Origin of the sequence: Krasilnikovia sp. MM14-A1004 (assembly GCF_047159485.1) — a bacterium.
Lineage (GTDB): Bacteria > Actinomycetota > Actinomycetes > Mycobacteriales > Micromonosporaceae > Actinoplanes.
Genome location: NZ_AP038773.1, coordinates 5,373,952 through 5,395,877, shown reverse-complemented (window position 1 = coordinate 5,395,877; position 21,926 = coordinate 5,373,952). Strand labels below are relative to the sequence as shown.

The following is a 21,926-nucleotide window of genomic DNA, read 5'->3' as shown; positions in this document are numbered from 1 at the left end:
GGCCGATGCAGAGATGCCGGACGAGAGGCGGTCGGTGACCACCCTGACCCTGTACGCGATGACGGCCAAGGGCGTCGCCGCGTTCGACGCGCTGTGGGCGACCGTGCCCGCGGCGGTGCGGTCGGTCGTCGCCGCCCGTGATCCCGGCACCCGCGACGACTCGTACGAGCGGCTGGCGGCCGCGTGCGCGCGGCACGGGGTGCCCTTCCTCGACCGGGCGGACGAGGCGCCGGCGACGGAGTTCGCGATCGCGGTCGGGTGGCGGTGGCTCATCCCGGCCCGGCCCGGTACCACCCTGGTGGTCTTCCACGACTCGTTGCTGCCGCGGTATCGCGGGTTCAACCCGCTGGTGACCGCGCTGATCGAGGGCGACGCCGAGGCCGGTGTCACGGCCCTGCTGGCCACGTCCGAGTACGACCGGGGCGACATCCTCGGGCAGGTGGCGGTGCCGCTGCCCCGTCCGATCCGGATCGCCGACGCGATCGACCTGGTCGCCGGCGGCTGTGCCCGGCTGGCCGCGGACCTCGGCGCGCGGATCGCCGCGGGGCAGCGGCTGTCCGGGGTGCCGCAGGACGAGGGTCGCGCGTCGTACAGCCTGTGGCGCGACGACGCGGACTACGAGATGGACTGGAGCGTTCCCGCCGCACGGCTGCGCGACTTCGTGTACGCGGTGGGCCCCCCGTACGCGGGCGCCGCGACCCGGCTGAACGGCCTGCCGGTGCGGGTGTGGGACGTGGCCGTGGAGCCCGACGTCGTGGTGGCGAACCGCGTACCCGGCAAGGTGATCTTCCTGCGGGACGGCCGGCCGACGGTCGTCTGCGGCTCCGGGCTGCTGCGGATCGACGTGATGACGCGGGCCGACGATCCCGCGACGAGCTGCCTGCCGCTGACCAGGTTCCGTACCCGGTTCGGTTGATCTTCGAGGAGAGTCAGATGGACGCTGGGGACATCCGCAAACTCGCGGCCCTGGAGGACCGGCACTGGTGGTTCGGCGAGCGCCGGGCGATCCTGGCCCGGTGGCTGCGCCAACTGCGCCGGGGCGGGGCCGTACCCGGCACCGCCCTGGACATCGGCGCGGCCGGGGGCGGCAACACCCGGGTGCTGCGCGCCGCGGGCTGGCGGCCGATCGCGCTGGAGTACAGCGCCGACGGTGCCGCGGTGGCCCGGGAACGCGGCCTGACCGTGATCCGGGGCGACGCGACGAACCTGCCGTGCGGGTCCGGCTCGCTGGATCTGGTCACCGCGTTCGACGTGCTGGAGCACATCGGGGACGACTACCTGGCCGCCGCGGAGATCCGGCGGGTGCTGCGTCCCGGCGGGACGCTGCTGGTGACCGTGCCCGCCGACATGCGCCTGTGGTCCGAGCACGACGTGGCCAGCCGGCATTTCCGCCGCTACGACAGGGCCGCTCTGGAAGGCGTGGTGACCAAGGCCGGCCTGCTGGTGGACCAGCTGTGGAGCTGGAACGTGCTGTTGCGCCCGGTGGTCGCGGCGACCCGCAGGCGGGCCTCCGGCAACGAGCTGAGCCTGATGCCGCCGCCGGTGAACCTCGCACTGCGCGCGGTGGTGGTCGCCGAACGGTACCTGCCGGTGCGCGGCGCCCCGGGCGTCTCACTGATGCTGCGTGCCCGTCGGCCCGGATGATTCAGCGGGCCGCGCCCGCGGGCAGGCGTTCGGTGGACTGCTCCGGCACGCCGATCACTGGTGCGGTGTCGTCGCCGGCGGTGTCGCGTACCAGGTAGCTGGGCCGGCCCATGCCCGCGGTGTGGATCCGGCCGACGTACTCGCCCAGCACGCCGAGCGCGATGAGCTGGGCCGCGGCGAAGATGGCGATCGCCGACGCGATGGTGGTGAAGCCGGCCACCGTCGTCGAGCCGGTGAAGTACAGGTACGCCAGCCGCGCGAACAGCGCCAGGCCGACCGTGCCGACGGCCAGGCCGATCCACGTGACCAGCCGCAACGGCAGCGTCGAGTAGCCGAGCAGCAGATTCGCTGTGTACCGGATCAGGGTGCGCAGCGTGTAGCCGGACCGGCCGGTGGTCCGCTGGTTCATCGGCACCGTCACCGCGACGACGTGGGTGGTGCCCCAGGACAGCGCCACGTCCACCGAGGTGTGTGGGCCCGCGATCTGCGCGAAGCCCGCGATCAGATGCGCGCGGAACGCGCGGAACGCGCTGAGCTGGCGGGCATGCCGCACGCCGAGCATCCGGGCCATCGCGGCCTTCACGGTACGCGAGGCGAGACTGCGCAGGACGCCGTGCTCCTCGCGGGCGCCGACGCCGTACACCAGGTCCACCTCGTCGGTGAGCGCCTGCAGCAGGACGGGCACCTGCTCCGGCGGGTGCTGCAGGTCGTCGTCCATCGTGACGACCACGTCGTGGCGGGCGGCCCGGAGCCCGGCGATCAGGGCGTTGTGCTGCCCGTAGTTGCGGGAGAGCCGGATCGAGCGGACGGACCGGTGTTCGTCGGCGAGTCCGGCCGCAACCTGCCAGGTGACCGCCTCGCCGTCGTCCACGACCAGCCAGATCTCGTACTCGTCGGTGCAGGTCGGCATCACTCGGACGAGCCGCGTGACGAGGTCTGGGAGCGTGGCGCGGGAACGGAAGCAGGGAATCACGATGGACACGGGCACGTGGATTGTCCTTGCCTCGTCGGATATCAGAATGAATCGGAGCTATTGGTAGCATGAGGCCGCTTTGCACGTTCGTCGGGAGAACCAACGGTCGCGACCCCCCGGAGGTAACAGCTTGACCGCCTCGGTGATCGTGCGGGTCGCCGCCGATCAGCGGGTGCGCTACCTGGCGGCGGGCGGTGCGGGAGCGCTGCTCTACTACGTACTGTTCAGCGTCGGCTGGCTGGCGGTCGGCCGCAGCGTGCCCTACCTGGTGATCGCGGTCGTGGTCAGCACGATCTGCGCGGTCGGCACCTATCCGATCTACCGCCTGCTGGTGTTCCGGGCCGGCGGGCCGGTCCTGCGCGGCTTCCTGCGCTTCTACGTGCTGTGCCTCGGCTCCCTCATGTGGACCCTCTTCGGGCTGTCCCTGCTGGTCGAGGTGGTCGGGCTGCACGTGCTGCTGGCGCAGGCGATCGTGGTGATCACCGGTCCGGTGGTCAACTATCAGGCCGGCCGGCTGTGGGCGTTCCGGCCGTCGGCCGCTCGACAGGGGTGAGCGCCATGTCCACCGTCGCACCCGCCCGGACGTGGCCCGATGCGGCACCGCCGTCCGCGGCGCCGCGCCCGCGCCGCCTGGTGCCCGCGATCGTGCTGGTGTTCGCCGGTGCGGTCACCGGGGTCTGGGCCACGGTCGCGGTCCGGGCCGCCGGACACGGTTTCGACATCACCGACGAGGGTTTCTACCTGCTCAGCTACCGCTGGTGGGACACCGACCACCGGAGCTTCACCGGCGTCCAATATCTGTACGGGCCCGTGTTCGCGCTGCTCGGCCACGACATCGCCGCGTTGCGGATGGTCCGGCTGGGCACCATCGTGGTCGTCCATCTGGTGTTCGGTGTGGCGTTCCTGCGCTGGCTGCGCCCACGCCGTCCGCACGCCCCGGCGACCCGGCTGTGGGAGGCGGCCGGGGCGGCCACCATCGTCGCCGCGGGCGGCGCCGTGTACGCCTGGCTGCCCCAGGTCCCCGGCTACAACGACGTCGTCCTGCTCGGCGCGCTGCTGGCCATGGCCGTGGTGTTCGGGCTCGCCCGGCGCGCCGAGGGCGGCGCACGGATTCCCGCCTGGCTCCCGGCGGCGTTCGGGGCGATCACCGTGGCGGTGCTGCTGGCCAAGTGGGCGGCGGCACTGATGCTCGCCGTGATCGCCGCGGCCGCGGTCGTCGCGCTCGCGCCGGGCGGCTGGCGCGCGGTCGTGCGGGCGAGCGGCTGGGCGGCGGCCGGGACCGTCGCGGGCGCCGTACTGATGCATGTGCTGGTGGTGCCGCTGACCGTTGCCGTGCCGCCGATCGCTGAGGTCAACCGGCTCCTGGCCGAGCACTCCTTCGCGGTGCCCGTCCTGCTTCACCGGTACGCGACGGTCACCCGGCCCACGATCGTGACGGCCGGCCGCGAGTACGGGCTGCTGCTGGCCGCTGTGCTGGCCGCGGCCGTGACCCGCCGCCCGGCCCCGCAGGTGGCCGTCGGGCTGCTCGGCGTCGCCGGGCTGGCCGGGGCGGCCCTGTTCACGGCGCGCCACGGCGGGCTGGGCGGCGGCCCCGTCAACTCCATGCGGTTCCTTGTCCCACTGCTCGGCACGGCGCTGGTCGCGGCGCTGGCGGCGGCCGCCGGGCGGGTGGCCGGCCCGCGCGACGGGGCGCTTCTGGGCACGCTGTTCCTGCTGCCGCTCGTCTTCGCGTTCGGCACCAGCAACGCTCCGCTGAAGGTGGCCGTGCTGGCGTTCGCCGCCTGGATGGCGGTCCTGGTCGCGGTGGTCACCGGGCTGGACCGCCGGGCGGTCGTGGCCCGCGGGCTCACCGGCGCGGTGACGGCCGGGGCGCTGCTGGTCGTGGCCTGCGTGGCGACCGGCGGGCTGTGGCGCAACCCGTACCGGGACGTGCCGCGGGACCGGGCGACCGCCGCCGTACCCGGGGTGCCCGCACTGGCCGGCGTGCGGATCGAACCCGCGCGGGCGCGTGCCTACGCGGACCTGCACGCCCGCCTCGCGCCCTACCTCACGCCGCCCGGCCGCCGGGTGATCGGCCTGGACAAGATGGCCGGGATCGTCCTGCTGCTGGACGGCCGCACGGTCGGCGAGGGCTGGTACGCGCCGGAGGACCCGGCGCGCACCAGGGCCGGGATCGCCGCCGAGTGTGCGCGGGGCCCCGCGTGGCCGCCCGGCCGGGCGCCGATCCTGGTGCTGAACCGTCCCGTGCGGCCCGCCGACGCGGACCTGATCCGGCCGTGCGGCCTGGACCTGCGGGACTACCGGCTGCTGGCACCGCCCGCGCAGACCGGCGGGCTCACCGTGCTGGTGCCGTCCTGAGGGCTTCCCACCAGGCGCGGTGGTCGCGGTACCACCGGACCGTCCGGGCCAGACCATCGGCGAAGTCGACCTCGGGGGCGTACCCCAGGGCCCGGATCTTGGTGATGTCCACGGAGTACCGGCGGTCGTGTCCCGGCCGGTCCGCGACCTGCCGCACCCGCGACCAGTCCGCCCCGCACGCGTCGAGCAGCAGCCCGGTCAGCTCGCGGTTGGTCAGCTCCGTGCCGCCGCCGATGTTGTAGACCTCGCCCGGCGAGCCCTTGGCCAGCACCAGCCGGACGCCCCGGCAGTGGTCGGCGACGTGCAGCCAGTCCCGGACGTTCAACCCGTCGCCGTACAGCGGCACCGGGAGCCCGTCGATCAGGTTCGTCACGAACAGCGGGATGACCTTCTCCGGGAACTGGAACGGGCCGTAGTTGTTCGAGCACCGGGTGACCCGTACGTCCATCCCGTACGTGCGGTGGTAGGCCAGGCAGAGCAGATCCGCGCCCGCCTTGGCCGCCGCGTACGGGGAGTTGGGCCGGGGCGGGTCGGTCTCCGGCCACGAGCCCGACGGGATCGACCCGTAGACCTCGTCCGTGCTGACCTGCAGGAAGGTGGTGACCCCGGCGGCGCGGGCGGCCTCCAGCAGGGCTTGCACGCCGAGCACGTTGGTGCGCACGAACGCCGCCGAGTCCACGATCGAACGGTCCACATGGGTCTCGGCGGCGAAGTTGACAACGACGTCCGTACCCGGCATCACCCCGGCCAGCACCGCGGGATCCGCGATGTCGCCGCGCACGAACCGGTACCCGTCGTATCCCGCGAGATTGGCCAGGTTGCCCGCGTAGGTGAGCTTGTCCAGGACGGTGACCCCGGCGTCCTCGAAGCCCGGTCGGTCGCCGTCCAGCAGATCCCTGACGAACTGCGACCCGATGAAACCGGCACCGCCGGTGACCAGGATCCTCATCCGCGCAGCCGGACCGTGCTGTGGTCGCCGATGACCAGCTGATGGGTGTTCGGGGCGCGCCGGGCCGGCATCACCTCGACCCCCTTGCCGATCAGGGACGCCTCGATCCGGGCCACCCCGCGCACCGCGGAGGAGTTCATCACGATGGAGTACTCGATCTCCGCGTCCTCCAGGGTGCAGCCCGCGCCGATCGAGGTGAACGGCCCCAGGTACGAGCCGATGATCTTGGTGTCCGGGCCGATCACCACGGGCCCGCGGATCACCGAGTTCTCCACCACGGCGCCGGCTTCGAGCACCACCCGGCCGACGATTTCGGTACGGTCGTCCACCGTCCCGGCCAGCCGCGTCTCGATCGACTCCAGCACGATCCGGTTGCACTCCAGCATGTCCTGCACCCGCCCGGTGTCCTTCCAGTACCCGGTGATCAGGTGCGAGTGCACGTGGTGCCCGTGGTTGATCAGCCACTGCACCGCGTCGGTGATCTCCAGCTCCCCGCGGGCCGACGGGACGATCGCGCGGACCGCCTCGTGCACCGCCGGGGTGAACATGTACACCCCCACGATGGCCAGGTCGCTGGCCGGATCGTCGGGCTTTTCCTCCAGCCCCACGATCTGCCCGCTGCGGCCGAGCTCGGCCACCCCGTACGAGCGGGGGTCGTCGACCGGGGTGAGCAGGATCTGCGCGCTGTATGACCCCGCGTCGAACGCGGCCACCAGCTCCTGGATCCCGCCGACGAGGAAGTTGTCGCCCAGGTACATGACGAAGTCGTCGTCGGCGAGGAACTCGCGGGCGATCAGCACGCAGTGCGCGAGGCCCAGCGGCGCCTCCTGCGGCAGGTAGGTCACCCGCAGGCCGAACCGGGAGCCGTCGCCGACCGCCGCGCGCACCTCGGCGCCGGTGCTGCCGACGACGATGCCGACCTCCACGATGCCCGCGTCCCGGATCGCCTCCAGGCCGTAGAACAGCACCGGCTTGTTCGCCACCGGGAACAGCTGTTTCGCCGAGGTGTTGGTCAGCGGGCGCAGCCGGGTGCCGCGGCCCCCGGCCAGCACAAGAGCTTTCATGCCGGGCTCAACGATCGGCCGGTACGCGGGTCGCCCGGGCGGCGAGGGATGATGGGCACCGTACGTCGAGCTCGGATAGGAGTGCAGCGATTCCCAAGAACCAGCCCCCGGGCGGCCAGGCACCGGTCGTCCAGCGGATCCGGATCCGGTACGCCAAGCGCGGCCCGTTGCGCTTCACCTCGCACCGGGACTTCGCCCGCGCCCTCGAACGGGCGGTACGCCGTGCCGCCGTCCCGATCGCGTACTCCCAGGGCTTCACCCCCCACCCCAAGATCTCGTACGCGAGCGCGGCACCGACCGGGGTGGCCAGCGAGGCCGAGTACCTGGAGATCGGCCTGCAGGCGCCGGTGGATCCGGGCGAGCTGCGCGCGGCGCTGGACGCGGCCCTGTCGCCGGGTCTGGACGTGCTCGACGCGGTGATCGCGCACGAGGGGACGAGCCTGGCCGACCGGATCGACGCCTCGCGATGGCGGCTGGAGCTGCCCGACGTCGAGCCGGCCACCGCCGGGGCCGCGGTCGCGGCGTTCCTGGCGGCCGACGAGGTGCTGGTCGAGCGCATGACCAAGCAGGGCCGCCGGGCGTTCGACGCCCGCCAGGCGGTGGTCCGGCTGGCCCTGGCCGAGAGCCCGGACGCACCGTCGGGGGCGAGCGCCGCGCCGTGTGCGATAATCGACCTTGTCGTGCGGCAGGTCACGCCCGCCGTGCGACCCGATGACGTCCTCTCCGGCCTTCGTGTCGTGGCTGGTCTGGAGCCGCCGGTGCCGCCCCGTGCGACCCGGCTGGCACAGGGCACGCTCACCCCGCAGGGGGAGATCGTCGATCCGTTGGACGCGGATCGCGAGGACGCCACCATCGGAGGGCGCTAGCCGCTTCGGCCGGCGTCCGTTGGCAGACTTCGGCAGCCCGTCCGACGAGGCCGGGGCCGAAACACGTGCGGCGACCCTGCGTGGCAGCGCTTACCCGCGCCCGGGGCCGCCCAGGAACTGGAGACGCCCATGCTCGACAACGAGCCCCAGGAGAACTTGGGAGACGAGGGCGGTGAACGGGACGGGGCTTCCACTCCGTCTGCCGCTGCCGCCTCCGAAGGTGCCGCCCCGCGCCGTACCCGATCCCCCCGCCGCAAGGCGATCCCGCCCGCAGAGACCGCTCAATCCGGCGAGGAGGTGCCGGCCGAGGCCGCGCCCACCCGCCGCCGTCGCAAGGCGGCCGCCGCGCCGGCCGGAGCCGACGTGGCGGACCCGGCCGCCGTGGTGGAGAGCCTGCTGAGCGACGCCGAGCCCGCCCCGGCGGCCAAGGCGACCCGCAGCCGCCGCAAGAAGGCCGCCCCCGCCGCCGAGCCGCCACCCGTGCCGGCCGAGGCCGACGCGGTAGCCGAGGCCGACGAGGAGGAGGCCGAGGAGGCCGTACCCGGAGCGCCCGAGGCGCCCGAGGTGATCACCGTCGTGCCGCTCGACGACGACCTGGTCGAGGAGGAGCCCGCCCCGCGTGCCCGGGCCGCCGCGCTGCCCCCGGCCGTCCTGTTCATGCCGCCGGAGCCCGAGGCCGCCCCGGCTCCGCGCAGCCGGCGTACCCGCCGGCCCGCCGCCGAGCCCGCCGAGGCGGTGGAGGCCGGCACGGAGGCCGCGGCCGAGGACGTCGCCGAGGAACCGGCCGAGCCCGCTCGCCGGAGCCGGCGCCGCCGTCGCGGCGCGGAGGAGCCCGCCGAGCCGGTCGAGGCCGCCACCGAGACCGCCGAGGAGCTGCTGGAGGAGCCCGACGAGACCGCGGACGACGTCGACGACGGCGCCGACGAGGACCTCGACGACGAGGACGGGACCGGCCGTCGCCGCCGCCGCCGGGGGCGCCGGGGCCGCGGCCGCGGCAAGGGACCCGCGGACGAGGCCGAGGACGCTGCCGCCGAGGAGGAGCCCTCCGCCGAGGCGGAGACCGAGGACGAGGACGAGAGTGCGGACGGCGACGGGGTGACCCGGCGCCGGCGCCGCCGTCGCCGCAAGGGCGCGGGCGACACGGACACCGGGGGCGTCGAGGACGGCGTGCACACGGTCGTCCGGGTCCGCGAGCCGCGCCGTACCGATGAGGTCCAGGGGGTTTCCGGCTCCACCCGGCTGGAGGCCAAGCGGCAGCGCCGCCGGGACGGCCGCGAGCAGCGCCGGACCCGCCCGCCGATCCTCAGCGAGTCGGAGTTCCTGGCCCGCCGCGAGGCCGTCGACCGGGTCATGGTGGTACGCCAGAAGCCCGACCGCACCCAGATCGCGGTGCTGGAGGACGGCATCCTGGTCGAGCACTACGTGGCACGGGCCACCTCCGGCACCATGGTCGGCAACGTGTACCTGGGCAAGGTGCAGAACGTGCTGCCCAGCATGGAGGCGGCGTTCGTCGACGTCGGCCGCGGCCGCAACGCGGTGCTGTACGCGGGTGAGGTCAACTGGGACGCGACAGGGCTGGAGGGCCGGGCCCGCTCCATCGAGCAGGCGCTCAAGTCCGGCGACTCCGTGCTGGTGCAGGTGACCAAGGACCCGCTCGGCCACAAGGGTGCCCGGCTGACCAGCCACATCGCCCTGTCCGGCCGCCACCTCGTGTACGTGCCGAACGGCAACGCCTCCGGGATCAGCCGCAAGCTGCCCGACAACGAGCGCAAGCGGCTGCGCGACATCCTGAAGAAGCTCGTGCCCGACGGCGCGGGCGTCATCGTGCGTACCGCCGCCGAGGGTGCCAGCGAGGACGGCCTGGCCCGCGACGTGAAGCGGCTGCAGGCGCAGTGGGAGGACATCCAGGCCAAGGCGGCCGAGGGTGGCGCCCCGCGCGCGCTGTCGGAGGAGCCGGACCTGGTCATCCGCGTCGTGCGGGACCTGTTCAACGAGGACTTCCGTGAGCTGGTCGTGCAGGGCGAGCAGGCGTACGGCGAGATCGAGGCGTACCTGAACGCGGTCTCCCCGGATCTGGTCGAGCGGCTGCGCCGGCACGCCGGCACCGCGGACGTCTTCGCGGACAAGCGGATCGACGAGCAGATCCTCAAGGGCCTGGACCGCAAGGTCTTCCTGCCCTCGGGCGGGCACCTGGTCATCGACCGTACCGAGGCGATGACCGTGGTGGACGTCAACACCGGCAAGTACACCGGTGCGGGCGGCAACCTGGAGGAGACCGTCACCCGCAACAACCTGGAGGCGGCCGAGGAGACCGTACGCCAGCTGCGGCTGCGCGACCTCGGCGGCATCGTGGTGATCGACTTCATCGACATGGTGCTGGAGAGCAACCGTGAGCTGGTGCTGCGCCGGCTCACCGAGTGCCTGGGCCGGGACCGGACGAAGCACCAGGTCACCGAGATCACCTCGCTCGGGCTGGTGCAGATGACCCGCAAGCGGATCGGCGCCGGGCTGCTCGAGGCGTTCAGCGAGACCTGTGATCACTGCAAGGGCCGTGGGCTGATCGTGCACACCGAGCCCGTACCGGAGAAGCGCACGTCCGGGGCGGGGAGTCAGGTCAAGGCGGTCGCCGCCGCCCCGGCCCGCAGCGAGGCTCCGACCGGGCGGTCCCGGCGGCGCCGCGGCGGAGCCGAGCCCGCCCCCGTGGAGGCCCCGGTCGCGGAGGCCGCCGACGTGGCGACCGCCGAGATCCCGGTCGAGGAGCAGGCCGTGCAGGCGGAGCCGACGGGTCCCGTCGCCGAGGCGGCCGGGATTGCCCCCGCCGCGGCGGACGCGGGCTCGGGCATCATCAGCCGGACGGCCCCGCAGCTGACCACGTCCGACAGCGACGACGACTACGACATCAGCGGCTACGACCTGTCCCGGTACGAGTCCCCGGCCTTCGCCGACGAGTCCGAGCCGCTGCAGCTGACCGGGGCGGACGACCCCGACGCGGCGGACGACGACGACGAGGACGACGACGAGGAGACGGTGGGCGCCGCCGCCGGTGGCCGCCGCCGGTCCCGCCGGGGCGGCACCCGCCGCCGGACCCGGCCCTGAGCCGGAGCGCCTGATCGCATGCCCCGGGGGCGGCCGTTCGCGGCCGCCCCCGGGCATCTTCGCTGGTCGATGTCGGGTACCCTCGCCGCACCCGCCGACCACCGACGTCACTGGCGACGCCGCCCCATCGGCCGTCTCCGAGGAGTACGAACCATGCGACGCCTGCGCCTGACCGCCGTGAGCGGTGCCCTCGTCCTGCTGGGCGCCGGATGCTCGTCCGGCCCCGATGTCACCACCCCGCCCGCCGGGACGCCCGCCGTGGCCCCGGCCGCACCGAGCACCGGCCCGGGTGGCCCGGCGCCGGCGGCCGGTGCGACGCCCAGCAGAGCCGCCGCAGGCGACGCCGCGCTGAAGGGCAACTCGGCGGCCATCTGCGACCAGGCCACCACGACCGGCGCGCATGCGGGAGCCACCTTCGCGCAGGACCTGAAACTGCTCATCGACGCCGAAAGCGGGCAGGACAGTGCGGCGGTGTCGCAGGCCCGCGCCAAGACGACCCGGGACGTGCAGAACTACGCGTACGCGCTGGCCGACATGGGTAAGCTCGCCTCCGAGCCGGACCTGAAGAAGGCCCTGACCACGATGAGCAAGCAGGTCGGCGCGCTCAAGGGCGATGTACGCAAGCTCGACGCCACCAAGCTCGCGGCGCTGCAGACCACGCTCGACAAGGCCTGCGGGAAGGGTTGAGCGGACCCGGTTTGGGAGCCGGGCCGCCCATGAAGTAGTCTTTCTGACGGCGCATTTTGAATGCGCCTCGTTCCTGTGGGTGCCGACCGGGTTACGTGGCCGGGGCCACCACACCGGGAACCCCTCAGTTCCATCCGCCAGCAGCGACCTGCTGCGTAAGTCTCAGGGAGTCCGCGTCCGATGTACGCGATCGTCAAGACCGGCGGCAAGCAGTACAAGGTCGCCGAGGGCGACGTGATCGAGGTCGAGAAGCTCGCGGGTGAGCCCGGCGACGCGGTGACGCTCGCCGCGGTGCTCCTCGTCGACGGTGACGACCTGGTGACCGATGCGGCCAAGCTTGCCAGCGTGGCGGTGTCCGGCGAGATCGCCGCGCACACCAAGGGTCCGAAGATCCGGATCCACAAGTTCAAGAACAAGACCGGCTACCACAAGCGCCAGGGGCACCGCCAGCCGCTGACCCGCGTCAAGGTGACCGGCATCTCGACCGGGAAGTAGGGCGCAGTCATGGCTCATAAAAAGGGTGCATCCAGCTCGCGGAACGGCCGTGACTCCGCCGCCCAGCGGCTCGGTGTCAAGCGGTTCGGCGGCCAGCTGGTCAACGCGGGCGAGATCCTGATCCGCCAGCGCGGCACGAAGTTCCACCCGGGCGAGCTGGTCGGCCGCGGCGCCGACGACACGCTGTTCGCGCTCGCGAACGGCAACGTGCTGTTCGGCACGAAGCGCGGCCGCAAGACCGTCAGCATCGTCCCGCTCGCGGAGCCGGTGCAGCAGTAGTCACGCATCACGACGGGCCGTGGGACTTCTCGTCCCCGGCCCGTCGTTGCGTTCACGGGGCGCCTCGGTCAGCGAGGACCACACGGAAGTTGGAGACAGCCAGTGACCACGTTCGTCGACCGGGTCGTGCTGCACCTGCAGGCGGGTGACGGCGGGCACGGCTGCGTCTCCGTGCACCGGGAGAAGTTCAAGCCGCTCGGTGGCCCCGACGGGGGCAGCGGCGGCCACGGCGGCAGCATCACGCTGGTCGTGGACCCGCAGCAGCACACCCTGCTCGACTTCCACTTCCGCCCGCACGTCAAGGCTCCCAACGGGGCCGGCGGCGCCGGCAGCAACCGCGACGGCGCCAACGGCAAGCAGCTGATGGTGCCCGTGCCCGACGGGACCGTGGTGCAGACCCCGGACGGCACGGTGCTGGCCGACCTGGTCGGCGCCGGCACCGAGTACGAGGTGGCCCGCGGTGGCCGGGGCGGGCGCGGCAACGCGGCCCTGGCCAACTCCCGGCGCAAGGTGCCCGGTTTCGCCGAGCTGGGCGAGCCCGGCGACCACCTCGACGTGGTGCTGGAGCTCAAGAGCGTCGCCGACGTGGGCCTGGTCGGCTTCCCGTCGGCCGGCAAGTCGTCGCTGATCTCCGTGCTCTCCGCGGCCCGTCCCAAGATCGCCGACTACCCGTTCACCACCCTCGTGCCGAACCTCGGGGTGGTCCAGGCCGGTGAGCACACCTTCACCATTGCGGACGTGCCCGGCCTGATCCCCGGCGCCGCCACCGGCAAGGGCCTGGGCCTGGAGTTCCTGCGGCACATCGAGCGCACCGCGGTACTCGTGCACGTGCTGGACTCGGCCGCGCCGGAGATCGAGCGGGACCCGCTGGCCGACCTCGACGCGATCGAGGCGGAGCTGACCGCGTACGGCGGGCTGGAGGACCGGCCGCGGATCGTGGTCCTCAACAAGATCGACATCCCGGACGGGCGGGACCTGGCCGACATGGTGGGCGCCGACCTGCGGGCGCGCGGCCTGCCCGTGTACGAGGTCAGCGCGGTGAGCCGGGAAGGGCTCAAGGAGCTCACCTACGCCCTGGCCGAGGCGGTCGCCGCGCACCGGGCCGCCACGCCGGTCGCCGAGCCGACCCGTACCGTGCTGCGTCCCCGCGCGGTCGACGACGCCGGCTTCACGATCGAGAAGGACGCCGACGGGACGTACGTGATCCACGGCGTCAAGGTCGAGCGCTGGATCCGGCAGACGAACTTCGACAACGAGGAGGCCATCGGCTACCTGGCCGACCGGCTGGAGCGCCTCGGGGTGGAGGCGGCGCTGGCCAAGGCGGGCGCCCAGCCGGGCGACGAGGTGCGCATCGGCGACCGCGAGTTCGACTGGCAGCCGACCGCCGGTGCGTACGTGACCGGCCCGCGCGGCACCGACCAGCGGCTCGCCGAGCCGGGCGGGCGGGCCTCGGCAGCGCAGCGACTGGCCGCCCGCAAGGCGCGCCGGCAGCGCAGCGACGACGAACTGCTGCACATGTCCGCGGACGGCACCATCAGCACGATCGCGAACGCGCAGCGCCCGGTGCTCGTCGACGACCTGACCGACGATGCGTCGGATGATCCGGACGACTAGCGCATGAGTGCACCGAGCGCGGCGGCGGTTGCAAGCGAATGCCCAGCCAGCACCCCATGGCCAGATCACGGCAACCCGGACGAAACGCGGGGTCGTTAGCGTGGCGGTCGTGTTGATCGAATCCCGCCCCGCCGACGACCCCGAACTCGGCACCCTGCTCGTCGCCCAGCAGCGCGAGCTGGCCGAGGCGCACGGCGGCGCCGACGGCGTGGTGTATCTCGTGCACGACACCGCGGCGTACCTGGTCGCGGTGGTGGACGGCCGCGCCGTGGCATGCGGCGCGTGGCAGCCGCTGGAGCCCGGTGCCGCCGAGCTCAAGCGGATGTACGTGCGCCCGGCGTACCGGGGTCGCGGGATCGCCCGGCAGCTGGTGGTCGCGCTGGAGGAGGAGGCCCTCGCCGTGGGCCGCCCGACGCTGCGGCTGGAGACCGGCACGTACCTGCCCGCGGCGATCGCCCTGTACCGCGCCTGCGGCTACACAGACATCCCGCCCTACGGCCAGTACGTCGGCAACCCGTTCAGCGTGTGCCTGGAGAAGCGGCTGGTCGTCCCGGCCCGGTGACGGCTCACGTGAGCAGCCCGATCGCCTCGCGGGTACGGCGGATCGTGGCCCGCGCGGTGTCGCGGACCCGGGCCGCCCCGTCGGCCAGCACCGCGTCGACGTAGCCGGGGTCGGCCGCCAGCTCGGCGTGCCGGGCCCGGATCGGCGCCAGCGTCGCCTCCACCGCCTCGGTCACCGCCCGCTTGAGCCCGGCGTACGAGTCCGCGGGCGGGGCGCCGGAACACGCGGCGAGGATCTCCAGCAGGTTGGTCACGCCGGGCTGGGCGACCGGGTCGTGCCGGACCACCCCCACGGTGTCGGTCACCGCCCGGGCGATGGTGCGGCGCACCACCTCCGGCGGGTCGAGCAGCCCGATGCGCCCGGCACCCGCCGCGCCACTCTTGCCCATCTTCACGCGCGGATCGGCGAGGTCCATGATCCGGGCCGCGGCCGGTGGCCGGACCGCCTCGGGCACCACGAACGTCTCGCCGTACCGGGCGTTGAACCGGGTCGCCAGGGTCCGGGCCAGCTCCAGGTGCTGGCGCTGGTCGTCGCCGACCGGCACCTCGCGGACGTCGTGCAGCAGGATGTCGGCGGCCATCAGCACCGGATAGGTGAGCAGGCTGAGCCGCACCGGGCCGCCGCCCGCCGACTTCTCTCTGAATTGGATCATCCGGGCCGCCTCGCCGTGGTGCGTGGCGCATTCCAGCAGGTAGTGCAGCTCCGTGTGTTCGGGCACGTGGGACTGCACCACGATCGCCGTGCGCGCCGGATCCACTCCGGCGGCCAGCATGACGGTCGCCTGTTCGCGCGTCAGTGCCCGTACCGTCCGGGGGTCGTGCTCGATGGTGAGCGCGTGCAGGTCCGCGATCAGGGCGATCGAATCATGGTCGTGCTGCGCCGCGGCCAGCGGCCGCAGCGCGCCCAGCAGGTTGCCCAGGTGGAGATGGCCGGTCGGCTTGAAACCACTGAGGCGGCATTTCGCGTGGGTCGCGGTGGGGGTCATGGCAGGCTCCTTTTTCAGGTACGGGAAGCCGCCGCACGCGCCGGATGCCGCCTGCACATGCAAACGCGGCCGCCCTGCGTGAGGCGACCGCGGATGAGGTCATACGCGTGGGGTCGGGCCGCCCGTCAGGACGGCCACCAGGTGGAGCTGGGCACGCGCATGGCACGAGGGTAACGCAGCTCCACCGACGCGCCGACGCGGTTTTCGCGTGGTGGGTGGGTGAAATGGATCGCCGGGGCGAGCCGTCGCGAGGGCGGGGCCCGGGGCGGCATGATGGTCGGCATGCCGATCCTGACCCGCGCTGAGGCCGTCACCCGGGCCGCCGCGATCACCGTGACGGGATACGAGATCGATCTCGATCTCACCGCTGGTGCCGACACGTTCCGGTCCCGGACCACCGTCCGGTTCACCGCCGACCCGGGCGCCACGACATTCATCGAGGTCGAGCCCGCCGCCCTGCACTCGGCCCGGCTCAACGGCGCGGCGCTGCCCGGCGACGCCCTGGTCGAGCACCGGCTCACCCTCACCGGCCTCGCGGCGGACAACGAGCTGACCGTCGAGGCCGACATGGCGTATTCCAACACGGGCGAGGGTCTGCACCGCTTCGTCGACCCGGCCGACGGCAACGTCTACCTGTACGCCCAGTCCTTCCTGGACGCCGCTCGGCGGATCTTCGCTTGCTTCGACCAGCCCGACCTGAAGGCGCCGGTCCGGCTCAGCGTCACCGCCCCCGGGGACTGGCTGGTGACGGCGAACGGCATGCCCGCCGGGCCGCCCTCCGGCGGGCGGCACGAGTTCGCGCCCACGCCGCCCATGTCCACGTACCTGGTCAGCCTGATCGCGGGGCCGTACCACGTGCGCACCTCGGAGCACGACGGCATCCCGCTGGCCCTGTACTGCCGTCGGTCCCTCGCGGAGTTCCTCGACGCCGACGCCGAGGAGCTGTTCACGATCACCCGGCAATGCCTGGACCGGTACCACGAGCTGTTCGACGTGCGCTATCCGTACGGCCACTACCAGCAGGCGTTCGTGCCCGAGTTCAACGCCGGGGCCATGGAGAACCCGGGACTGGTCACCTTCCGTGACGAGTTCGTGTTCCGTTCGGCGGTCACCGAGAGCCAGCGCGAGCAGCGCGCGGTCGTCGTGGCGCACGAGATGGCGCACATGTGGTTCGGCGACCTGGTGACCATGAAGTGGTGGGACGACCTGTGGCTCAACGAGTCGTTCGCGGACTATCTCGGCGTGCGGATCGCGGGTGAGGCGACCCGGTTCTCCGGGACCTGGACGACCTTCGCGATGGGTGACAAGGCGTGGGGCCTGCGCGCCGACCAGCGCCCCTCCACGCATCCCGTGGCGCCCGAGGAGGTGGCCGACACCGCCATGGCGCTGCTGAACTTCGACGGCATCTCGTACGCCAAGGGCGCCGCGGTGCTCAAGCAGCTCGTCGCGTGGGTGGGGGAGAAGCCGTTCCTGGCCGGGCTCAACGCCCACTTCGCCGCCCACGCGTACGGCAACGCCACCCTCGCCGACCTGCTGGCCGCGCTCTCCGAGGCCAGCGGGCGGGACCTGTCCGCCTGGTCCGACGTGTGGCTGCGCCGCTCGCAGGTCAACACGCTGCGCGCCGAGGCCGCCCGCGACGCCGACGGCCGGTACGTCGCGGTCGCCGTGGCGCAGACCGCCCCCGAGGATCACCCGACCCTGCGGCCGCACCGGCTCGGCGTCGGCCTGTACGACCTCGGCGCCGACGGCGCGGTGCTGCGCGAACGCATCGAACTCGACCTGGACCCGGCGGCCGACGGCGGGCACACCCTCGTGCCGGAGCTGACCGGCGCGGCGCCCCCGGACCTGCTGCTGCTCAACGACGGCGATCTCACGTACGCGAAGATCCGTCTGGATGCGGCCTCCGCCGCCGCGATGCCGCAGGTGCTTCCCCTGCTCGGTGATCCGCTGGCCCGCGCGGTCCTGTGGGCCGCGGTCCTGGACGCCGTGGTCGACGCCGAGCGCCCGGTCGCCGACCTCGTCTCGCTGGTGCTGGCCGCCCTGCCGGTCGAGACCGAGGTGGTCATCGTCGAGCACGTGCTGCGCACGACCCGCAGCCTGGTGGACCGCTACGCCGTCCCCGACGCCCGGACCGCGGCGCTGCAACTGCTGGCGGGCGCGTGTGAGCGGCTGCTCGGCGCGTCCGCCGCGGGCAGCTCCGGGCAGCTCGCCGCCGCCCGCGGCCTGATCGGGGCCACCTCCGACACCGCCCGGCTGCGTGGCTGGCTGGCCGGCGACGGAGTTCCCGACGGCCTGGCCGTGGACGCCGACCTGCGGTGGCTGATCCGCTACCGGCAGGCCGTGCTCGGCGACGCCGGTCCGGACGACATCGAGGCCGAGCTGGCGGGCGACCGCAGCGCGACGGGCGAGCAGTGGGCCGCGCGCTGTCACGCCGCCCGGCCGGACCCCGATGCCAAGGCGCGGGCATGGGCGACTCTGATCGGCGACACCTCGATGTCGAACCGGCTGGTCGAATCCGCCGCGGCCGGGTTCTGGCAGCCCGAGCAGCTGCACCTCACCGACGGGTACGTCGAGCGGTACTTCGCCGAGATGCCGGAGATGGCACGGGTGCGGCCCAGCCAGGTGGCCGAGCGGATCGCGACCATGGCGTACCCGCTGGTCGTGGTCGAGCCGCGGACCCGGCAGCTCGCCGCCGACCTGCTGGCCACCGCCGACCTGCCCGCGCTGCTGCGGCGGGCGGTCGTGGACTGCGACGACGACGTACGGCGGGCGCTGGTCGCCCGGCAGTGATCCGGCCGATCGCACAGACGGTGAGCGGCGCCGCCTCCGGTTGATCTACCATGCCCGGATGTCCAACAGGCGGCGGGTCGGGATCATGGGTGGGACGTTCGACCCGATCCATCACGGGCACCTGGTGGCGGCCAGCGAGGTGGCCGACCTCTTCGACCTGGAAGAGGTCGTCTTCGTGCCCACCGGGCAGCCGTACCAGAAGGGTGGTGCCGTCAGCGACGTCGAGGACCGGTACCTGATGACGGTCATCGCGACGGCTTCCAACCCCCGGTTCCACGTGAGCCGGGCCGACATCGACCGCGACGGGCCGACCTACACGGTCGATACGCTGCGTGACCTGGCCGCGGTGTACGGCCCCGAAACGGAGTTGTACTTCATCACCGGGGCGGACGCGCTGGCCCGCATCCTGTCATGGAAGGACGCGCTGGAGATGCTCTCCCTGGCGCGCTTCATCGGGGTGACGCGGCCGGGCTTCGAGCTGTCCGCCGCCCACCTGCCCGCGGACTCGGTGACCCTGGTCGAGGTGCCCGCGATGTCGATCTCGTCGAGCGACTGCCGGGACCGGGTCGGCTCCGGCAAGCCGGTCTGGTACCTGGTGCCCGACGGGGTCGTGCAGTACATCGCCAAGCGACGGCTGTATCGCGCCCCTGGCGATGTCGGACGGGTGTGAGAGGCTTGTATCCCGGGAACGCTGGAGTGGAGTTCCCGACCCTGCAGTGATCAGGACGTACTGGGCAGTGATTAGGCCGTAATGGTCTGACGAAGGGAGCCTCTTGCCAGTCACCGACCGCGCTCGTGAATTGGCGCTGGCTGCCGCACAGGCCGCCGCCGACAAGAAGGCGCAGGACATCGTCCTCATCGACGTCGCCGACCAGCTCTACATCACCGATGCCTTCGTCATCGCGTCGGCGTCGAATGAGCGTCAGGTGATCGCCATCGTCGACGCCATCGAGGAGGCACTGCTCAACCTGCCGGAGAAGGCGAAGCCGGTCCGCCGGGAGGGCGAGCGGCAGGGCCGCTGGGTGCTGCTGGACTACGTCGACATCGTGATCCACGTCCAGCACGCCGAGGAACGCGAGTTCTACGCGCTCGACCGGCTGTGGAAGGACTGCCCGACGATCCCGTTCGTCGACCGGGACATGGTGCAGGCCGACACCTCCGGCGCGGCGTGACCCGCCTCATCGTCTGGCGGCACGGCAACACCGACTGGAACGCCGAACGCCGCGTCCAGGGCCAGACCGACGTGCCGCTCAACGACCTCGGCCAGCAACAGGCCGTGGACGCCGCGGAGCTGCTGGCCCGCCTCGGACCGGCCGCCATCGTCTCCAGCGACCTGCGCCGCGCCGCCGACACCGCGTCCGCGCTGGCGGCCCTCACCGGCCTCGCCGTGCACTCCGACCGCCGGTTGCGCGAACGCTACTTCGGCCCCTGGCAGGGCCTCACCATGGCCGAGGTCACGCAGACCCGGCCGGCGGAGCACGCCCGTTGGAAAGCCGGTGAAGCCGTCGTCGGCGACGACATCGAAACCCTCGACGACCTGGGCAAACGTGTCGCCGACGGGTTGCAGGCGGCCGCCGATCTGGTGCCTGCGGGCGCCACGGTCGTGGTCACCACGCACGGCGCCGCCGCCCGGCAGGGCATCGGCCACCTCGTCGGCTGGCCCGCCGAGCAACTGCGCACCCTGCGCGCGCTGCAGAACTGCCACTGGGTGGAGCTGACCCACGACACCGAGCGCGGCTGGCAGATCGCGGCCTACAACGTGGGCCCGTTCACCCAGGTGCCGGTCCCGCCGGCGGTCTGAGCGCCCGGCGCGACACGCCGGTACCGCACGAACGGGTGGCCGATCGGCTACCGTGCCCGCATGCCCGTCTCGGTCGTGACCGACTCCACGGCGTACCTGCCCGCGGAGTTGAGCGGCACGTACGACCTCACCGTCGTCCCCCTCACCGTCGTCGTGAACGGGCACGCGGGTCGCGAGGGGCAGGAGATCTCGCCGGACGACGTGGCGCGGGCGCTCGGGGCCCGCCGCGTCGCGGTCAGCACCTCCCGGCCCGCGCCGGAGCAGTTCCTCGCCACGTACCGGGAATTGCTCGACAAGGGCGCCGACGGCATCGTCTCGGTGCACCTGTCCGCCAAGCTGTCCGGCACGTACGATGCGGCCTGCCTGGCCGCCGCCGAGATCGGCCCGCAGGTCGAGGTCGTGGACAGCGGCACGACCGGGATGGGGCTGGGCTTCGCGGCGCTGGCCGCGGCGGCCGAGGCGGGCAGGGGCGGATCCCTGAGCGAGGTACGGCGGGCCGCCGTCACGCACGCCGACCACGTCGCGATCCTGTTCTACGTCGACACCCTCGAATTCCTGCGCCGGGGCGGGCGGATCGGCGCGGCGTCCGCTCTGCTGGGCACGGCGCTGTCGGTGAAGCCGATCCTGCACGTCGTGGACGGGACGATCGTGGTGCGCGACAAGGTCCGCACGGCCGGGCGGGCCCTCGCCCGGCTCGTCGATCTCGCCGTGGACGCCTCCGGCAGCGGGGATGTGGACATCGCTGTGCACCATCTCGGGGCACCGGAGCGGGCGGCCGCTCTCGCCGACGCGGTCTCGGTGCGCCTGGGGGACCGGCTGCAGGACTGCTACGTGACGGAGATCGGAGCGGTGGTCGCGGCGCATGTGGGGCCGGGTGTGGCCGGGGTGGTCGTGCACCGGCGCCCGTGATCGCTAGTGGCAGCCCTGGATCACGGTGGCTTCCAGGTCCGCGTCGTGGTGCACCGTGGGGCGCAGGCCCGCCGCCCCCAGCGCAGCCGACGCCGCCTCCGCCTGGGCGTCGGTGATCTCGGAGAACAGCATCCCGGCCGGGGCGAGCCAGGCGGGCGCCGCCGCCACCACCGCGCGGAAGACGTCCAGGCCGTCGGCGCCGCCGTCCAGCGCGGTGCGTGGTTCGTACAGCCTGGCCTCGGCGGGTAGCAGCGGGAGGTGCCGGGTGGCGACGTACGGCACGTTGGCGATCAGGACGTCGACCCGCCCGCGAAGGCCGGGCGCAAGAGCGTCGAACAGGTGACCCGCGAAGACGCGCGTGCCGTCGGCGCCGAGGTTCTCCCGGGCGCAGGCCACCGCGACCGGGTCGACATCGGCCGCGTAGAGGTCCGCGTCCGGCGCGCGATGCCGTACCGCGAGGCCGAGCGCGCCGGAGCCGCAGCACAGGTCCACGACGACCGGGTGCCGTACCGGGGACTCCTGGCTGTCCCCGGCGGTGTGCGCGGTGCGGGGGCGTTCCCGCGCGGCCGCGGCGGCCAGGCGGACCAGCAGTGCACTGCGGACCCGCGGCACGAAGACACCCGGCCTCAGCCGGACCCGTACCCCTTCGAAGTCGGCGTAGCCCACCACCTGTTCGAGCGGCTCCCCAGCGGCCCGGCGCCGGACCAGCGCCTCCAGGGTCGCCACGTCGGCGGCTGCGGCGCCCAGCACGGCGGCCTCGTCCTCGGCGAACACGCAACCCGCCGTACGGAGGGTGCGGACGGCGTCGGCCAGCACCGACGCGGGGATCCCGGATGTCACGAACCCTGCCTAGC

At 73.2% G+C, this 21,926-nt stretch carries 21 protein-coding genes; 16 read left to right on the top strand and 5 right to left on the bottom strand.

All coding sequences use genetic code 11. The annotated features are described in order from the left end of the window. Positions 1-34 precede the first annotated feature (34 nt). Positions 35-916 carry a methionyl-tRNA formyltransferase gene (locus tag ACMCNN_RS23080; protein WP_412742600.1) on the top strand — a complete coding sequence of 294 codons (882 nt, stop codon included), beginning with the start codon at positions 35-37 and terminating at the stop codon, positions 914-916. 17 nt (positions 917-933) lie between these two features. Continuing rightward, on the top strand, positions 934-1,644 hold the full coding sequence (locus tag ACMCNN_RS23075) for a class I SAM-dependent methyltransferase (protein ID WP_412742599.1): 711 nt from the start codon (positions 934-936) through the stop codon (positions 1,642-1,644). A gap of 1 nt (position 1,645) precedes the next feature. Here ACMCNN_RS23075 and ACMCNN_RS23070 read toward each other — a convergent pair whose 3' ends face one another. Further along, positions 1,646-2,632 (bottom strand): glycosyltransferase family 2 protein, encoded by a 987-nt coding sequence (locus ACMCNN_RS23070; RefSeq protein WP_412742598.1) that lies wholly within the window; start codon positions 2,630-2,632, stop codon positions 1,646-1,648. A 115-nt stretch (positions 2,633-2,747) separates the two neighbouring features. On the opposite strand from ACMCNN_RS23070, the gene ACMCNN_RS23065 reads away from it, so the two are divergent. Further along, complete coding sequence (locus ACMCNN_RS23065) at positions 2,748-3,170, top strand: GtrA family protein (protein ID WP_412742597.1); 423 nt, start codon at positions 2,748-2,750, stop codon at positions 3,168-3,170. A gap of 5 nt (positions 3,171-3,175) precedes the next feature. Next, positions 3,176-4,975, top strand: coding sequence for a hypothetical protein (locus ACMCNN_RS23060; protein WP_412742596.1), 1,800 nt, complete (start codon positions 3,176-3,178; stop codon positions 4,973-4,975). Here ACMCNN_RS23060 and rfbB read toward each other — a convergent pair. After that, the gene (gene rfbB, locus ACMCNN_RS23055; RefSeq protein ID WP_412742595.1) at positions 4,953-5,924 is read right to left on the bottom strand and encodes a dTDP-glucose 4,6-dehydratase; all 972 of its coding nucleotides are present in this window, start codon (positions 5,922-5,924) and stop codon (positions 4,953-4,955) included. The two genes, ACMCNN_RS23060 and rfbB, sit on opposite strands and share 23 nt — an antisense overlap. Then, the gene (locus ACMCNN_RS23050; protein WP_412742594.1) at positions 5,921-6,988 is read right to left on the bottom strand and encodes a glucose-1-phosphate thymidylyltransferase; all 1,068 of its coding nucleotides are present in this window, start codon (positions 6,986-6,988) and stop codon (positions 5,921-5,923) included. The genes rfbB and ACMCNN_RS23050 overlap by 4 nt, the downstream gene beginning before the upstream one ends. A 143-nt stretch (positions 6,989-7,131) precedes the next feature. Here ACMCNN_RS23050 and ACMCNN_RS23045 point away from each other — a divergent pair, with 143 nt between their 5' ends. The 7 genes from ACMCNN_RS23045 (at position 7,132) to ACMCNN_RS23015 (ending at position 14,587) form a co-directional block, all read left to right on the top strand. Next, positions 7,132-7,854 carry a TIGR03936 family radical SAM-associated protein gene (locus ACMCNN_RS23045; protein ID WP_412747248.1) on the top strand — a complete coding sequence of 241 codons (723 nt, stop codon included), beginning with the start codon at positions 7,132-7,134 and terminating at the stop codon, positions 7,852-7,854. Between the two features lie 129 nt (positions 7,855-7,983). Then, on the top strand, positions 7,984-10,950 hold the full coding sequence (locus ACMCNN_RS23040) for an Rne/Rng family ribonuclease (protein ID WP_412742593.1): 2,967 nt from the start codon (positions 7,984-7,986) through the stop codon (positions 10,948-10,950). 153 nt (positions 10,951-11,103) lie between these two features. Beyond that, entirely contained in the window at positions 11,104-11,637 is a 534-nt protein-coding gene (locus ACMCNN_RS23035; RefSeq protein WP_412742592.1) for a hypothetical protein, read from the top strand. 180 nt (positions 11,638-11,817) lie between these two features. Further along, positions 11,818-12,132 carry a 50S ribosomal protein L21 gene (rplU, locus tag ACMCNN_RS23030; RefSeq protein ID WP_130511172.1) on the top strand — a complete coding sequence of 105 codons (315 nt, stop codon included), beginning with the start codon at positions 11,818-11,820 and terminating at the stop codon, positions 12,130-12,132. Between the two features lie 9 nt (positions 12,133-12,141). Continuing rightward, the gene (gene rpmA, locus ACMCNN_RS23025; protein WP_412742591.1) at positions 12,142-12,411 is read left to right on the top strand and encodes a 50S ribosomal protein L27; all 270 of its coding nucleotides are present in this window, start codon (positions 12,142-12,144) and stop codon (positions 12,409-12,411) included. Positions 12,412-12,513: 102 nt separating this feature from the next. Next, entirely contained in the window at positions 12,514-14,025 is a 1,512-nt protein-coding gene (obgE, locus tag ACMCNN_RS23020) for a GTPase ObgE (protein WP_412742590.1), read from the top strand. A 109-nt stretch (positions 14,026-14,134) separates the two neighbouring features. After that, positions 14,135-14,587 (top strand): GNAT family N-acetyltransferase, encoded by a 453-nt coding sequence (locus ACMCNN_RS23015; RefSeq protein WP_412742589.1) that lies wholly within the window; start codon positions 14,135-14,137, stop codon positions 14,585-14,587. 4 nt (positions 14,588-14,591) lie between these two features. Here the strand turns inward: ACMCNN_RS23015 and trpS are convergent, their stop codons facing one another. After that, positions 14,592-15,572 (bottom strand): tryptophan--tRNA ligase, encoded by a 981-nt coding sequence (gene trpS / locus ACMCNN_RS23010; protein ID WP_412742588.1) that lies wholly within the window; start codon positions 15,570-15,572, stop codon positions 14,592-14,594. Between the two features lie 282 nt (positions 15,573-15,854). Between trpS and pepN the strand changes: the two genes are divergently transcribed. The 5 genes from pepN (at position 15,855) to ACMCNN_RS22985 (ending at position 21,072) form a co-directional block, all read left to right on the top strand. After that, the gene (pepN, locus tag ACMCNN_RS23005) at positions 15,855-18,362 is read left to right on the top strand and encodes an aminopeptidase N (RefSeq protein ID WP_412742587.1); all 2,508 of its coding nucleotides are present in this window, start codon (positions 15,855-15,857) and stop codon (positions 18,360-18,362) included. 58 nt (positions 18,363-18,420) lie between these two features. Beyond that, complete coding sequence (gene nadD / locus ACMCNN_RS23000; protein ID WP_412742586.1) at positions 18,421-19,032, top strand: nicotinate-nucleotide adenylyltransferase; 612 nt, start codon at positions 18,421-18,423, stop codon at positions 19,030-19,032. A 103-nt stretch (positions 19,033-19,135) separates the two neighbouring features. Further along, the gene (rsfS, locus tag ACMCNN_RS22995; RefSeq protein ID WP_412742585.1) at positions 19,136-19,534 is read left to right on the top strand and encodes a ribosome silencing factor; all 399 of its coding nucleotides are present in this window, start codon (positions 19,136-19,138) and stop codon (positions 19,532-19,534) included. Beyond that, positions 19,531-20,163 carry a histidine phosphatase family protein gene (locus ACMCNN_RS22990; protein ID WP_412742584.1) on the top strand — a complete coding sequence of 211 codons (633 nt, stop codon included), beginning with the start codon at positions 19,531-19,533 and terminating at the stop codon, positions 20,161-20,163. The genes rsfS and ACMCNN_RS22990 overlap by 4 nt, the downstream gene beginning before the upstream one ends. A gap of 60 nt (positions 20,164-20,223) precedes the next feature. After that, on the top strand, positions 20,224-21,072 hold the full coding sequence (locus ACMCNN_RS22985; protein WP_412742583.1) for a DegV family protein: 849 nt from the start codon (positions 20,224-20,226) through the stop codon (positions 21,070-21,072). A 3-nt stretch (positions 21,073-21,075) separates the two neighbouring features. Here ACMCNN_RS22985 and ACMCNN_RS22980 read toward each other — a convergent pair whose 3' ends face one another. Further along, the gene (locus tag ACMCNN_RS22980) at positions 21,076-21,912 is read right to left on the bottom strand and encodes a putative protein N(5)-glutamine methyltransferase (RefSeq protein ID WP_412742582.1); all 837 of its coding nucleotides are present in this window, start codon (positions 21,910-21,912) and stop codon (positions 21,076-21,078) included. Positions 21,913-21,926: the final 14 nt, after the last annotated feature.

Excerpts from the sequence above, each read along its gene's own strand:
- ACMCNN_RS23075 (WP_412742599.1), top strand. The coding sequence starts at position 934 with ATGGACGCTGGGGACATCCGCAAACTCGCGGCCCTGGAGGACCGGCAC.
- ACMCNN_RS23060 (WP_412742596.1), top strand. The coding sequence starts at position 3,176 with ATGTCCACCGTCGCACCCGCCCGGACGTGGCCCGATGCGGCACCGCCG.
- rfbB (WP_412742595.1), bottom strand. The coding sequence starts at position 5,924 with ATGAGGATCCTGGTCACCGGCGGTGCCGGTTTCATCGGGTCGCAGTTC.
- ACMCNN_RS23050 (WP_412742594.1), bottom strand. The coding sequence starts at position 6,988 with ATGAAAGCTCTTGTGCTGGCCGGGGGCCGCGGCACCCGGCTGCGCCCG.
- ACMCNN_RS23040 (WP_412742593.1), top strand. The coding sequence starts at position 7,984 with ATGCTCGACAACGAGCCCCAGGAGAACTTGGGAGACGAGGGCGGTGAA.
- ACMCNN_RS23035 (WP_412742592.1), top strand. The coding sequence starts at position 11,104 with ATGCGACGCCTGCGCCTGACCGCCGTGAGCGGTGCCCTCGTCCTGCTG.
- rplU (WP_130511172.1), top strand. The coding sequence starts at position 11,818 with ATGTACGCGATCGTCAAGACCGGCGGCAAGCAGTACAAGGTCGCCGAG.
- rpmA (WP_412742591.1), top strand. The coding sequence starts at position 12,142 with ATGGCTCATAAAAAGGGTGCATCCAGCTCGCGGAACGGCCGTGACTCC.
- trpS (WP_412742588.1), bottom strand. The coding sequence starts at position 15,572 with ATGACCCCCACCGCGACCCACGCGAAATGCCGCCTCAGTGGTTTCAAG.
- pepN (WP_412742587.1), top strand. The coding sequence starts at position 15,855 with ATGCCGATCCTGACCCGCGCTGAGGCCGTCACCCGGGCCGCCGCGATC.
- nadD (WP_412742586.1), top strand. The coding sequence starts at position 18,421 with ATGTCCAACAGGCGGCGGGTCGGGATCATGGGTGGGACGTTCGACCCG.
- ACMCNN_RS22985 (WP_412742583.1), top strand. The coding sequence starts at position 20,224 with ATGCCCGTCTCGGTCGTGACCGACTCCACGGCGTACCTGCCCGCGGAG.